Consider the following 13,960-nt stretch of genomic DNA (forward strand, 5'->3'; position numbering starts at 1 on the left):
CATGGCTGACTATCGGGGCAGAAAAGTCGTCATCATAGGATTAGGCATTACTGGCCTCTCCTGTGTTGATTTCTTCCTCGCGCAAGGCGTTACGCCACGCGTGATGGATACCCGTGTCTCGCCACCGGGGCTGGACAAGCTGCCAGCCTCGGTGGAGCGCTATGTTGGCGGTATTAATAGCGATTGGCTGCTGGCGTCCGATCTGATTATCGCTAGCCCAGGCATCGCGCTGGCGCATCCTGCTTTGAGCGAAGCCGCCGATGCCGGGATTGAAATCATCGGCGATATCGAGCTGTTCTGCCGTGAAGCGCAGGCACCAATTGTGGCGATTACCGGTTCGAACGGCAAAAGCACCGTGACGACGCTGGTGGGTGAAATGGCGCGTGCCGCAGGGTGGCAGGTAGGCGTGGGCGGCAACATCGGTTTGCCGGCGCTAACGCTATTGAAATCGCCAGCACAGCTCTATGTGCTCGAACTCTCCAGCTTCCAGCTGGAAACCACTCACAGCCTGAAAGCGGCCGCGGCGACGATCCTCAATCTCACCGAGGATCATATGGATCGCTATCCGCTCGGCATGCAGCAATATCGTGCCGCCAAGCTGCGTATTTACGAAAACGCCAGCGTCTGCGTAGTGAACGCTGACGATGGCATGACCATGCCGGTGCGCGGTGTGGATCAGCGCTGCGTGAGCTTCGGCATCAACCTTGGCGATTATCATCTCAATCAGCAGCAAGGCAGCACCTGGCTGCGGGCGAAGGGCGAGAAAGTCCTGAACACCGATGAGATGACGCTGGTAGGTCAACATAATTACACCAACGCGCTGGCAGCGCTGGCATTGGCCGACGCGGTGAACATCCCGCGCGCTTCCAGCCTGAAAGCCTTAACCACCTTTACCGGCCTTGCGCACCGCTTCCAGCTGGTGCATGAAGCCAACGGCGTGCGCTGGATCAACGATTCCAAAGCCACCAACGTTGGCAGCACCGAAGCGGCGCTGAACGGCCTGAAGGTAAAAGGCACGTTGTGGCTGCTGCTGGGCGGCGACGGCAAATCGGCTGACTTCAGCCCGCTGGCGCGCTATCTGCAAGGCGACAACGTGAAGCTGTTCTGTTTTGGTCGCGATGGCGATGCGTTAGCGGCACTGCGTCCGGAGATTGCCACGCGCACAGAAACCATGCAGCAGGCGATGACGCAAATTGCCGCACAGGTAAAAGCCGGCGATATGGTGCTGTTATCACCGGCCTGCGCCAGCCTTGACCAGTTCCGTAATTTTGAACAGCGCGGCGATCAGTTCGCGCAACTGGCGAAGGAGTTGAGCTGATGCGCATTCCTGGAGCCGGTATCGCCAATTATCTGTCAGTGCGCCTGCGCGATTGGGTGATGGGCGCGCGCGACAGTGATGATGCGCCGGTGGTCCTGTACGATCGCACGCTGCTGTGGCTGACCTTTGGGCTGGCGCTGATCGGTTTTGTGATGGTGACGTCGGCGTCAATGCCGGTTGGTCAACGTCTGAACGAAGATCCGTTCTACTTTGCCAAGCGTGATGCATTCTATATCGCTTTGGCGTTCGGCATGGCGCTGGTGACCTTGCGCATCCCGATGGATTTCTGGCAGCGCTACAGCAACGTGATGCTGATGGTATCCGTGGTGATGCTGCTGATCGTCTTGGTCGTGGGTAGCTCGGTGAACGGCGCATCGCGCTGGATTGCCCTTGGCCCGCTGCGTATTCAGCCGGCTGAGCTCTCGAAGTTGACGCTGTTCTGCTATCTCGCCAGCTATCTGGTGCGCAAAGTAGAAGAGGTGCGTAACAACTTCTGGGGCTTCTGTAAGCCGATGGGCGTGATGGTGGTGCTGGCCGTGCTGCTACTGGCGCAGCCGGACCTCGGTACCGTGGTCGTGCTGTTTGTTACCACGCTGGCGATGCTGTTCCTCGCCGGGGCGAAAATGTGGCAGTTCCTGGCGATCATCGGCTCCGGCATTTTCGCCGTGGTGCTGCTGATCATCGCGGAACCGTACCGTATGCGCCGTGTAACGTCCTTCTGGAACCCGTGGGAAGATCCGTTCGGTAGCGGCTACCAGCTGACGCAATCCTTGATGGCATTTGGACGCGGTGAGTTCTGGGGACAGGGCTTAGGCAACTCGGTGCAGAAACTGGAATATCTGCCGGAAGCACATACCGACTTTATCTTCTCCATCATCGGTGAAGAGTTGGGTTATGTCGGTGTGGTTTTAGCGCTGTTGATGGTATTCTTCGTCGCTTTTCGCGCGATGTCGATTGGTCGCCGTGCTCTGGAGATCGATCAGCGCTTCTCAGGCTTCCTCGCTTGCTCGATTGGCGTGTGGTTTAGCTTCCAGGCGCTGGTTAACGTCGGTGCGGCGGCGGGCATGCTGCCGACCAAAGGTCTGACATTGCCGCTGATCAGTTACGGTGGTTCGAGTCTGATCATCATGTCGACCGCCATCGTGTTTTTATTGCGCATAGATTATGAAACGCGTCTGGCGAAAGCGCAGGCGTTTACCCGAGGTGCTCGATGAGTGGCAAACGGCTGATGGTCATGGCAGGCGGTACTGGCGGACACGTGTTCCCCGGTCTGGCCGTTGCCCATCACCTGATGGAACAAGGCTGGCAGGTGCGCTGGCTGGGAACCGCTGACCGAATGGAAGCGGATTTGGTACCAAAACACGGCATTGAAATTGATTTTATACGCATCAGCGGTTTACGCGGTAAAGGCGTGAAAGCGCAGTTGCTGGCACCGGTGCGCATCTTCAATGCCTGGCGCCAGGCGCGTCGCATCATGAAGAGCTGGCAGCCGGATGTGGTGCTGGGCATGGGCGGCTATGTTTCAGGTCCCGGTGGTTTAGCCGCGTGGAGCTGCGGTATCCCGGTGGTGCTGCATGAGCAGAACGGCATTGCCGGCCTGACCAATAAGTGGCTGGCGAAAATCGCCACCAAAGTGATGCAGGCGTTTCCCGGTGCGTTTCCAAATGCTGAAGTGGTTGGCAATCCGGTGCGTACCGATGTGTTAGCGCTGCCGTTACCGGCAGAACGTCTGAGCGCACGTTCCGGCCCGATTCGCGTGCTGGTGGTCGGCGGCAGCCAGGGCGCGCGTATCCTCAACCAGACCGTGCCACAAGTAGCCGCAGAGTTGGGTGAAGCCATTACGGTTTGGCATCAAACCGGGAAAGGCGGACTGGAAACCGTGCAGCAGGCTTACCGCGCAGCGGGCCAGCCGCAGCACAAAGTCACCGAGTTTATCGATGACATGGCCGAAGCTTACGCCTGGGCCGATGTGGTGGTGTGCCGTTCGGGTGCATTGACGGTGAGCGAAGTGGCCGCCGCAGGTTTACCGGCGATTTTCGTGCCGTTTCAGCACAAAGATCGTCAGCAGTACTGGAATGCGTTGCCGCTGGAAAAAGCGGGCGCAGCCAAAATTTTCGAGCAGCCGCAATTTACCGCAGCTGTGGTAGCGGACACGCTGCGTCACTGGGATCGCACCACATTGTTGGCGATGGCAGAAAAAGCCCGTCAGGTCGCGATTCCCGATGCAACCGAGCGGGTTGCAAATGAAGTGGCGCGCGTCGCGAAGTAATTAATCGGCCAGTTGATTTGGCCCGTACCTTTAGCAGGTGCAAACGGGAAAAACAGGTAATTGAAACAGATGAATACACAACAATTGGCAAAACTGCGTTCTATTGTGCCCGAGATGCGTCGCGTCCGGCACATTCACTTTGTCGGCATCGGTGGTGCTGGCATGGGCGGTATTGCCGAGGTGTTGGCGAACGAAGGCTATCACATTAGCGGTTCTGATCTGGCACCGAACGCGGTGACACAGCATCTGGCAGCGCTGGGCGCGACGATTTATTTCAACCATCGTCCGGAAAACGTCACCGATGCCAGCGTTGTCGTAGTGTCGACAGCCGTTGCGCAGGATAACCCTGAGCTGGTTGCCGCACGTGAGCAGCGTATCCCCGTCATTCGTCGTGCTGAGATGTTGGCAGAACTGATGCGTTTCCGTCACGGCATTGCCGTTGCCGGTACGCACGGTAAAACCACCACCACCGCGATGGTGACCAGCATTTACGCGGAAGGCGGACTGGATCCGACCTTCGTTAACGGCGGATTGGTTAAGGCCGCAGGTACGCATGCGCGCCTGGGCAGCAGCCGTTACCTGATTGCAGAAGCCGATGAAAGTGATGCGTCCTTCCTGCATCTGCAGCCGATGGTGGCGATTGTCACCAACATCGAAGCCGATCACATGGACACCTATCAGGGTGATTTTGAGAACCTGAAGCAGACGTTCATTAACTTCCTGCACAACCTGCCGTTCTACGGACGCGCGGTAATGTGCGTGGATGACGCGGTGATTCGTGACCTGATTCCGCGTGTAGGCCGCCAGGTAACAACCTACGGCTTCAGCGACGACGCAGATGTGCGTATCGAGAATTATGAGCAGCGTGGTGCACAAGGGCACTTCACCATCATCCGTCAGGATAAGCCGGTGCTGAAAGTGACGCTGAACGCGCCGGGCCGTCATAACGCGCTGAACGCGGCTGCCGCGGTAGCTGTCGCCAGCGAAGAAGGCATTGAAGATAACGCGATTCTGGCCGCGCTGGAGAGCTTCCAGGGCACCGGACGCCGCTTTGACGTGCTGGGTGAGTTCGATACCGCCGCCGTTAACGGTAACCCAGGCAGCGCGATGCTGGTCGATGATTACGGCCATCATCCTACCGAAGTGGATGTCACCATCAAAGCCGCACGTGCGGGCTGGCCTGACAAGAAGCTGGTGATGGTGTTCCAGCCACATCGTTATACGCGTACGCGTGACCTGTTTGATGATTTCGCTAATGTGCTGTCGCAGGTGGATGTGTTGCTGATGCTGGATGTCTATCCGGCGGGTGAAGCCGCGATTCCCGGCGCTGACAGCCGTTCGCTGTGCCGTGCGATTCGTAACCGTGGCAAGGTTGATCCGATTCTGGTTTCTGAGCATGACGCGCTGCCAGACGCGCTGGCGCCGTTGCTGTCGGGCGATGATCTGGTGATCGTGCAGGGCGCAGGCAACATCGGCAAGATTGCCCGCAAGCTGGCCGAAAACGCATTGCAGCCTGCCGTTAAGTCGGAGGCGCGCCATGACTGAGAAGGTTGCAGTATTGATGGGCGGCACTTCGGCAGAGCGTGACGTGTCGCTGATGTCCGGTGCGGCGGTGCTAGCCGGACTGCGTGAAATGGGCATTGATGCGCATGCAGTCGATACGCGTGATGTGTCAGTGCTGGATCTGAAACAGCAGGGCTTCGCTAAAGCGTTTATTGCTTTGCACGGCCGCGGTGGTGAAGACGGCACGCTGCAAGCGGTGCTGGAGTTCCTGCAACTGCCCTATACCGGCAGCGGCGTGATGGCTTCCGCCATCACCATGGACAAACTACGCAGCAAATTGTTGTGGCAGGGCAGGGGATTACCCTCAGGCAAATTTGTCTGGCTGACGCGTCAGCAGCATGAGCAAGGTTTAGACGCGGATACCACCGCCGCCATTGAGGCGCTGGGCTTACCGCTGTTTGTGAAGCCAAGCTGCGAAGGTTCTAGCGTGGGTATTAGCCGCGTGAACCATGCGGATGCCTTACCCGCAGCGCTTGAAGAAGCTTTTCGTCATGATGATGACGTACTGATCGAAGCGTTTTTGAGCGGCGCGGAGTACACCGTGGGCATCGTAGGTGAGCAAATTCTGCCTTCTATCAGAATTAAAACCGCCAGCGAGTTCTATGACTATGAAGCTAAATACATTTCTGACGATACTGAATACTTCTGCCCGAGCGGATTAAGCGCCGAGCAGGAAGCAGAATTGCAGACGTTGGTGTGGTCAGCCTGGCGCGCATTGGGTTGCAGCGGCTGGGGGCGTGTCGACGTGATGGCTGACGGTGAGGGCAACTTCCAGTTGCTGGAAGTGAATACTTCGCCGGGCATGACCAGCCACAGCTTAGTGCCGATGGCAGCGAAGCAAGCGGGATACAGCTTCCCGCAGCTGGTAGCGCGTATTCTGGAGCTGGCTGACTGATATGTCTCAGGCGGCGATACGAGTACGCAATCGCGAACCTCAGGAGCGGACACGCTCCGGGCGTAGCAACGGTGCGCGACTGTTTGGCATGGTGTTCCTGCTGATTGTGCTGGGCATTATGGTGGCGGGCGGCCTCGTGGTGCTGAAGTGGATGAATGACGCGTCACGCTTGCCGTTATCGAAGCTGGTGGTGACCGGGCAAACCCACTACACCACGCATGACGATATTCGCCAGGCCATTTTATCGCTTGGCGCGCCGGGGACCTTCATGTCGCAGAACGTGGATATCATCCAGCAGCAGATTGAGCGTTTACCCTGGATTAAGCAGGTCAGTGTACGCAAGCAGTGGCCTGATGAGCTGAAGATAAATCTGGTGGAGTACGTTCCCGTGGCACGTTGGAACGACTCACACATGGTGGACGCCGATGGCGTCTCCTTCAGCGTACCGGCCAGTCACGTTGGCAAAGAAGCGTTGCCAATGCTGTACGGCCCGGAAGGTAGTGAAAACGAGGTGTTAGCTGGCTATCACACCATGAGTGATGTGTTAAAGGCTAATAAGTTTACCCTGAAGGTCGCGTCGATGACGGCGCGGCGCTCGTGGCAATTAGTGACCAGTGACGATGTGCGCATCGAATTAGGTCGCAGCGATACCATGAAGCGTCTGAACCGTTTTATTGAGCTTTATCCGGATTTGCAGCAGCAGGGCCAGAGTCAGAACCAGCGCATCACGTATGTTGATTTGCGCTACGATTCGGGCGCCGCCGTCGGTTGGGCCGCTGCACCGATAGAGCCACAGGACAGTAATCAGCAACAGAACCAGGCACAGGCTAAACCACAATGATCAAGGCAACGGACAGAAAACTGGTAGTAGGACTCGAAATTGGCACCGCGAAGGTGTCCGCCCTGGTTGGGGAAATTCTGCCCGATGGTATGGTCAATATTATTGGGGTGGGCAGTTGCCCGTCTCGCGGCATGGATAAAGGCGGCGTAAACGATCTGGAATCGGTGGTGAAATGCGTACAACGTGCCATCGATCAGGCTGAATTGATGGCGGATTGCCAGATTTCATCGGTCTACCTTGCTTTATCGGGCAAACATATCAGTTGCCAGAACGAAATCGGGATGGTTCCGATTTCGGAAGAGGAAGTGACTCAGGATGATGTAGAGAACGTGGTGCATACGGCGAAATCCGTTCGCGTACGTGACGAGCATCGTATCCTGCATGTCATTCCGCAGGAATATGCCATCGATTATCAGGAAGGCATTAAGAATCCAGTGGGACTTTCCGGCGTGCGTATGCAGGCGAAAGTACATTTGATCACCTGCCACAACGATATGGCAAAAAATATTGTCAAAGCAGTTGAACGTTGTGGCCTGAAAGTTGACCAACTGATTTTTGCTGGCCTGGCATCCAGTTTCTCAGTGTTAACAGAAGATGAACGTGAGCTGGGCGTCTGTGTTGTTGATATCGGTGGCGGTACAATGGATATCGCTGTCTATACTGGCGGTGCACTGCGTCATACCAAAGTGATCCCGTATGCCGGGAACGTGGTAACCAGCGATATCGCCTACGCTTTTGGTACGCCGCCGACCGACGCAGAAGCGATTAAAGTGCGTCATGGTTGCGCATTGGGCTCGATTGTCGGCAAAGACGAAAATGTCGAAGTGCCGAGCGTAGGTGGACGTCCACCGCGTAGCCTGCAGCGTCAAACGCTGGCTGAAGTGATCGAGCCGCGTTACACCGAACTGTTGAATCTGGTCAACGACGAGATTCTGCAATTACAGGAGCAGCTGCGCCAGCAAGGCGTGAAACACCATCTGGCAGCCGGTATCGTGCTGACCGGTGGTGCGGCGCAGATTGAAGGTTTGGCAGCCTGCGCACAGCGCGTGTTCCACACGCAAGTGCGCATCGGACAGCCGCTTAACATCACCGGCCTGACAGATTATGCGCAGGAGCCGTATTACTCTACGGCAGTTGGCCTGCTGCATTACGGCAAAGAGTCACACATGAACGGTGATGCAGAAACGGAAAAACGCGCTTCAGTGGGCAACTGGTTTAAACGAATCAACAGCTGGCTGAAGAAAGAATTTTAATTTTTGAAAAAGGAGATCATGCTGGCAATGTTTATGATCTCCAGGCGACAGGCACATAACGGAGAGAAATCATGTTTGAACCTATGGAATTAACCAATGACGCGGTGATTAAAGTCATCGGCGTCGGCGGTGGCGGTGGCAACGCCGTAGAGCACATGGTACGCGAGCGTATCGAAGGTGTGGAATTCTTCGCTGTAAACACCGACGCGCAAGCGTTGCGTAAGACAGCGGTCGGCCAGACGATCCAGATCGGGACCAATATCACTAAAGGTCTTGGTGCAGGTGCGAACCCAGAAGTGGGTCGTAACTCTGCAGAAGAGGATCGCGAAGCACTGCGTGCTGCGCTGGATGGTGCAGACATGGTGTTCATCGCAGCAGGCATGGGCGGCGGTACCGGTACCGGTGCAGCGCCAGTTGTAGCTGAAGTGGCAAAAGATTTGGGTATCCTGACTGTTGCGGTGGTGACTAAGCCATTCAACTTTGAAGGCAAAAAGCGTATGGCTTTTGCTGAGCAGGGTATCGCGGAACTGTCTAAGCATGTCGATTCACTGATCACTATTCCAAACGACAAGCTGCTGAAAGTTCTGGGTCGCGGTATTTCTCTGTTGGATGCGTTCGGCGCAGCTAACGACGTATTGAAAGGCGCAGTACAGGGTATCGCTGAACTGATTACGCGTCCTGGCCTGATGAACGTCGACTTCGCGGACGTGCGTACCGTGATGTCAGAAATGGGTTACGCCATGATGGGTTCCGGCGTGGCATGCGGTGAAGACCGTGCAGAAGAAGCGGCAGAAATGGCGATCTCTTCTCCACTGTTGGAAGACATCGATCTGTCTGGCGCGCGCGGCGTGCTGGTCAACATCACTGCGGGCTTCGATCTGCGTCTTGATGAGTTCGAAACCGTGGGTAACACCATCCGCGCCTTCGCTTCTGACAACGCAACCGTGGTTATCGGTACTTCTCTGGATCCAGAGATGAACGATGAACTGCGTGTGACTGTGGTGGCAACCGGCATCGGCATGGATAAGCGCCCTGAAATCACGCTGGTGACCAATAAACCGGCCACTCAGCCAGTGATGGATCATCGCTACCAGCAGCACGGCATGGCGCCGCTGCCGCAGGAGCAGAAACCGGCTGCGAAAGTGGTGAATGACCAACCGACTGCATCCAGTAAAGAACCCGATTACCTTGATATTCCAGCCTTCTTGCGTAAGCAGGCAGACTAAGAATATCCCGAGAATTGGGATTCTCCGCTCTTTGTGCTAAAGTATTCGCCCGCTGGTAATTTATACTGGCGGTCGGACAGGTAATATTGCGAGATAAAGCGATGATCAAACAAAGGACATTAAAACGTATTGTTCAGGCGACTGGTGTCGGTTTACATACCGGCAAGAAAGTCACACTGACGTTACGCCCTGCGTCGGCTAACACCGGGGTCATCTATCGTCGCACTGACTTGAATCCACCGGTAGATTTCCCGGCTGATGCAAAATATGTGCGCGACACCATGCTGAGTACTTGCCTGGTGAATGATGAAGGCGTGCGTATTTCAACAGTTGAACACCTGAACGCCGCATTGGCGGGCTTGGGCATCGACAACATTATTGTTGAAGTTGATGCACCGGAAATCCCGATTATGGATGGCAGTGCCGCACCTTTTGTCTATCTGCTCATGGACGCAGGCATCGAAGAGCTGAACAGCGCGAAGAAATTCGTACGCGTTAAGCAAACGGTGCGTGTGGAAGATGGCGATAAGTGGGCCGAGATCAAACCGTATAACGGTTTTTCACTCGACTTCACTATCGACTTCAAACATCCAGCGATCGACTCAAGCTCGCAGCGTTACCAGCTCAACTTCTCGGCTGAGAACTTTGTTCGCCAAATCAGCCGTGCGCGCACTTTTGGCTTTATGCGTGAAATCGAATATCTGCAGTCTAAAGGCCTGTGCCTGGGCGGTAGTTTAGATTGTGCGATTGGCCTCGATGATTTCCGCGTATTAAACGAAGACGGTCTGCGCTTTGAAGACGAATTTGTTCGTCATAAAATGCTCGATGCGATCGGCGATCTGTTCATGTGCGGCCACAACGTTATTGGCGCGTTTACCGCCTTTAAATCTGGCCATGCGTTGAACAACAAGTTGCTGCAAGCGGTTCTGGCTAATCAGGAAGCCTGGGAATGGGCGACCTTCGAAGATGAAGCAGAACTGCCACTGGCATTCAAAGCACCAAATTTAGTTCTGGCGTAAGCCAGACATAAAACGGCAGGTTTCGCTGACACCCTCTCCGGTCAGTTGAACCTGCCGTTTTTTATTGCCTCGCTTTTAATCCTGCCAAACCGATCTCAATTCGCTGTTGTGACTGGCGAAACCCTGTACAAAAAAACGTGAATTCCGCCGAAGCCCCTCTAATGACTGGTGTCGAATCCCCACATAAGTGCTATCATCTGGCGCTCATATAAGCTGGGTAACGCTAATTCTGGCGACCGCTTTATCACTTTATTCAATGCATTGTGGACGGATTGTGATCGGGATTTTCTCACGCTGGCGACAATTAGGTAGACGCTATTTCTGGCCACATCTCCTGTTGGGGATGGTGGCGGCCAGTTTAGGCTTGCCTGCCTGCGCGCAAAGTGCTGAGCCCAAAGCAAATGATTCGCCGATCAGTAGCCTGTTTGTCGGCAATGTTGTCCACTTTGATCATCTGATTCGTCTGCAGGAAAGCGTGCGTCGACCGAATTTCAACGTCGATTACTGGCACCAGCATGCGATTCGCACGGTTATTCGCCACCTTTCGTTTAGCATGACGCCGCCCGCTCAGGCGGAAGCCGATCAAGCTGTGCCGCTGGCGGCACAAAAGCTAGCGTTGATTGGTTCGCTTCAGGCGCTGCTGACTTCTCACGCGCAAGCGCTGACTGTTGTTGAGCCGCAACAAAACCTGCGTAACAACGAACCACAAATCCATTCTTCTGCTGATTGGCAGGCTGCTATTCATGGCATCCGCGCCGGGCCTTTCATTGCTTAACTGCTAACGTTTTTTCCACATCCTGTATCAGATTTTGCAGTCCGTGAGATCACGACTGAATTGAGAAAAATTTATCATGTTAATCAAATTGTTAACTAAAGTATTTGGCAGCAGCAACGATCGTACTCTGCGCCGTATGCGTAAAATCGTAGATGTCATCAATAAGATGGAGCCGGATTTCGTTAAGCTCTCTGACGATGAACTGAAAGCGAAAACTGACCTGTTCCGTGAGCGCCTGAAAAAAGGCGAAAGCCTTGAGAGCCTGATTCCTGAAGCCTTTGCTACCGTACGTGAAGCGAGTAAGCGCGTCTTCGGTATGCGTCACTTTGATGTGCAGCTGATTGGCGGCATGGTGCTCAACGAGCGCTGCATCGCAGAGATGCGTACCGGTGAAGGTAAAACCCTGACTGCGACCTTGCCCGCTTACCTGAACGCATTAAGCGGCAAAGGCGTGCACGTGGTTACCGTCAACGACTATCTGGCGCAGCGTGATGCTGAAAATAACCGTGCACTGTTTGAATTCCTTGGCCTGACCATCGGTATCAACTTGCCAAACATGCCAGCCGTGGCGAAGCGTGCAGCTTATGCCGCTGACATCACCTACGGCACCAATAACGAATATGGCTTCGACTACCTGCGCGACAATATGGCGTTCAGCCCGGAAGAGCGCGTGCAGCGTAAATTGCATTACGCATTGGTGGATGAGGTCGACTCAATCCTGATCGATGAAGCGCGTACGCCACTGATCATCTCTGGCCCGGCTGAAGACAGTTCTGAACTGTATACCAAAGTTAACAAGATCATCCCGCATCTGGTGCGTCAGGAAAAAGAAGACTCTGAAACCTTCCAGGGCGAAGGCGATTTCTGGGTCGATGAAAAAGCGCGCCAGGCGCACATGAGCGAGCGCGGTCTGGTAAAAGTTGAAGAGTTACTGGTTAGCCAAAACATCATGGTAGAAGGCGAGTCGCTCTACTCACCGACCAATATCATGTTGATGCACCACGTTACTGCGGCGCTGCGTGCTCATGCACTCTTCACTCGCGATGTTGATTACATCGTTAAAGATGGCGAAGTGATCATCGTTGATGAGCACACCGGCCGTACCATGCAAGGTCGCCGTTGGTCAGATGGTTTGCATCAGGCGGTTGAAGCGAAAGAAGGCGTGGAAATCCAGAATGAAAACCAGACGCTGGCTTCCATCACCTTCCAGAACTACTTCCGTATCTACGAGAAACTGGCCGGTATGACCGGTACTGCAGATACCGAAGCATTTGAATTCAGCTCCATCTATAAGCTCGACACTATCGTGGTGCCAACTAACCGTCCGATGGTGCGTAAAGATATGGCCGATCTGGTCTACATGACCGAGAAAGAGAAGATCGACGCCATTATTGAAGACATCCGTGCCTGTACCGCCAAAGGGCAGCCGGTGTTGGTGGGGACCATTTCGATTGAAAAATCGGAAGTCGTGTCCAACGAACTGACACGCGCTGGCATCAAACATAGCGTACTGAATGCCAAATTCCACGCCAGCGAAGCGGATATCGTTGCCCAGGCGGGGCAACCTGCAGCGGTTACTATCGCAACCAACATGGCGGGTCGTGGTACCGATATCGTGCTGGGCGGTAGCTGGCAGGCTGAGCTCGCCGCAATGGACGAGCCAACTGAAGAGCAGATTCAGGCGATGAAAGAGGCATGGAAGCTGCGTCACGATGCGGTACTGGCTGCGGGCGGTCTGCACATCATTGGTACTGAGCGTCACGAATCTCGCCGTATTGATAACCAGCTGCGTGGTCGTGCGGGTCGTCAGGGTGATGCCGGTTCTTCACGCTTCTACCTGTCGATGGAAGATGCATTGATGCGCATCTTCGCTTCTGATCGCGTATCTAACATGATGCGTAAACTGGGCATGAAGCCAGGCGAAGCGATTGAGCATCCATGGGTGACCAAAGCGATTGCCAATGCTCAGCGTAAAGTGGAAAGCCGTAACTTCGATATTCGTAAACAGCTGCTGGAATACGATGATGTTGCCAACGATCAGCGTCGCGCCATCTACAGCCAGCGTAACGAACTGCTGGATGTGTCTGATGTGTCTGAAACCATCAACAGCATCCGCGAAGATGTCTACAAAACTACTATTGATACCTACATTCCGCCGCAGTCACTGGAAGAGATGTGGGATGTTGCCGGTCTCGAAGAGCGTCTGCGTAACGACTTCGATCTCAATCTGCCTATTGCTGAATGGTTGGATAAAGAGCCCGATCTTCATGAAGAGACGCTGCGCGAACGTATCATGACCCACGCGGCGGAAAGCTACGCGGCTAAGGAAGAAGTGGTAGGCGAAGAGATGATGCGCAACTTCGAGAAAGGCGTGATGCTGCAAACGCTGGATTCGCTGTGGAAAGAGCATCTGGCGGCGATGGATTATCTGCGTCAGGGGATTCATCTGCGTGGTTATGCGCAGAAAGATCCGAAGCAGGAATACAAGCGTGAATCCTTCTCTATGTTTGCGGCGATGCTGGAATCACTGAAATACGAAGTGATCAGCACCCTAAGCAAAGTTCAGGTGCGTATGCCAGAAGAAGTGGAAGCGATGGAGCAGCAGCGCCGTGAAGAAGCAGAGCGTTTAGCGCAGCAGCAACAGCTGAGCCACGTTGATGATGCCACCGCCGCAGCCGAAGCGTTAGTCGCACAAGGCGGAGAGCGTAAAGTAGGGCGTAACGATCTTTGCCCATGTGGTTCTGGCAAAAAATACAAACAGTGCCACGGTCGTCTGGCCTGATAAAAAAGGAGCCTTCGGG

General features: G+C 54.8%; 11 protein-coding genes. All 11 read left to right on the forward strand.

The window, feature by feature from the left end; genetic code table 11:
* Position 1: 1 nt before the first annotated feature.
* The 11 genes from murD to secA all read left to right on the forward strand — a co-directional run bounded on the left by murD (position 2) and on the right by secA (position 13,941).
* Positions 2 to 1,318 (forward strand): UDP-N-acetylmuramoyl-L-alanine--D-glutamate ligase, encoded by a 1,317-nt coding sequence (murD, locus tag AC6I8A_RS03795; RefSeq protein WP_293797812.1) that lies wholly within the window; start codon positions 2 to 4, stop codon positions 1,316 to 1,318.
* Positions 1,318 to 2,532 carry a cell division protein FtsW gene (gene ftsW / locus AC6I8A_RS03800; RefSeq protein ID WP_256695606.1) on the forward strand — a complete coding sequence of 405 codons (1,215 nt, stop codon included), beginning with the start codon at positions 1,318 to 1,320 and terminating at the stop codon, positions 2,530 to 2,532. Before murD ends, ftsW begins: the two co-directional genes overlap by 1 nt.
* Positions 2,529 to 3,587 carry an undecaprenyldiphospho-muramoylpentapeptide beta-N-acetylglucosaminyltransferase gene (gene murG / locus AC6I8A_RS03805; RefSeq protein ID WP_154181787.1) on the forward strand — a complete coding sequence of 353 codons (1,059 nt, stop codon included), beginning with the start codon at positions 2,529 to 2,531 and terminating at the stop codon, positions 3,585 to 3,587. Before ftsW ends, murG begins: the two co-directional genes overlap by 4 nt.
* Before the next feature lie 69 nt (positions 3,588 to 3,656).
* Positions 3,657 to 5,132 carry a UDP-N-acetylmuramate--L-alanine ligase gene (murC, locus tag AC6I8A_RS03810; RefSeq protein ID WP_497818059.1) on the forward strand — a complete coding sequence of 492 codons (1,476 nt, stop codon included), beginning with the start codon at positions 3,657 to 3,659 and terminating at the stop codon, positions 5,130 to 5,132.
* Positions 5,125 to 6,045: a D-alanine--D-alanine ligase gene (locus AC6I8A_RS03815; RefSeq protein ID WP_154181788.1), complete on the forward strand. Its 921-nt coding sequence runs from the start codon at positions 5,125 to 5,127 to the stop codon at positions 6,043 to 6,045. Before murC ends, AC6I8A_RS03815 begins: the two co-directional genes overlap by 8 nt.
* 1 nt (position 6,046) lies before the next feature.
* On the forward strand, positions 6,047 to 6,886 hold the full coding sequence (ftsQ, locus tag AC6I8A_RS03820; protein ID WP_154192991.1) for a cell division protein FtsQ: 840 nt from the start codon (positions 6,047 to 6,049) through the stop codon (positions 6,884 to 6,886).
* Complete coding sequence (ftsA, locus tag AC6I8A_RS03825; protein ID WP_007888634.1) at positions 6,883 to 8,139, forward strand: cell division protein FtsA; 1,257 nt, start codon at positions 6,883 to 6,885, stop codon at positions 8,137 to 8,139. Before ftsQ ends, ftsA begins: the two co-directional genes overlap by 4 nt.
* 71 nt (positions 8,140 to 8,210) lie before the next feature.
* A complete protein-coding gene (ftsZ, locus tag AC6I8A_RS03830; protein WP_256695609.1) occupies positions 8,211 to 9,365 on the forward strand; it encodes a cell division protein FtsZ in 1,155 nt (384 codons plus the stop codon).
* Positions 9,366 to 9,466: 101 nt separating this feature from the next.
* Entirely contained in the window at positions 9,467 to 10,384 is a 918-nt protein-coding gene (lpxC, locus tag AC6I8A_RS03835; RefSeq protein ID WP_497818060.1) for a UDP-3-O-acyl-N-acetylglucosamine deacetylase, read from the forward strand.
* Between the two features lie 274 nt (positions 10,385 to 10,658).
* A complete protein-coding gene (gene secM, locus AC6I8A_RS03840; RefSeq protein ID WP_256695611.1) occupies positions 10,659 to 11,159 on the forward strand; it encodes a secA translation cis-regulator SecM in 501 nt (166 codons plus the stop codon).
* Between the two features lie 76 nt (positions 11,160 to 11,235).
* Positions 11,236 to 13,941 (forward strand): preprotein translocase subunit SecA, encoded by a 2,706-nt coding sequence (gene secA / locus AC6I8A_RS03845; protein ID WP_436332333.1) that lies wholly within the window; start codon positions 11,236 to 11,238, stop codon positions 13,939 to 13,941.
* The last annotated feature ends 19 nt before the right edge of the window (positions 13,942 to 13,960 follow it).

It is taken from the genome of Pantoea sp. X-Soil-ISGK-275 (assembly GCF_059730795.1).

Excerpts from the sequence above, each read along its gene's own strand:
- lpxC (WP_497818060.1), top strand. The coding sequence starts at position 9,467 with ATGATCAAACAAAGGACATTAAAACGTATTGTTCAGGCGACTGGTGTC.
- ftsQ (WP_154192991.1), top strand. The coding sequence starts at position 6,047 with ATGTCTCAGGCGGCGATACGAGTACGCAATCGCGAACCTCAGGAGCGG.
- murC (WP_497818059.1), top strand. The coding sequence starts at position 3,657 with ATGAATACACAACAATTGGCAAAACTGCGTTCTATTGTGCCCGAGATG.
- ftsZ (WP_256695609.1), top strand. The coding sequence starts at position 8,211 with ATGTTTGAACCTATGGAATTAACCAATGACGCGGTGATTAAAGTCATC.
- ftsA (WP_007888634.1), top strand. The coding sequence starts at position 6,883 with ATGATCAAGGCAACGGACAGAAAACTGGTAGTAGGACTCGAAATTGGC.
- ftsW (WP_256695606.1), top strand. The coding sequence starts at position 1,318 with ATGCGCATTCCTGGAGCCGGTATCGCCAATTATCTGTCAGTGCGCCTG.
- murG (WP_154181787.1), top strand. The coding sequence starts at position 2,529 with ATGAGTGGCAAACGGCTGATGGTCATGGCAGGCGGTACTGGCGGACAC.
- AC6I8A_RS03815 (WP_154181788.1), top strand. The coding sequence starts at position 5,125 with ATGACTGAGAAGGTTGCAGTATTGATGGGCGGCACTTCGGCAGAGCGT.
- murD (WP_293797812.1), top strand. The coding sequence starts at position 2 with ATGGCTGACTATCGGGGCAGAAAAGTCGTCATCATAGGATTAGGCATT.
- secA (WP_436332333.1), top strand. The coding sequence starts at position 11,236 with ATGTTAATCAAATTGTTAACTAAAGTATTTGGCAGCAGCAACGATCGT.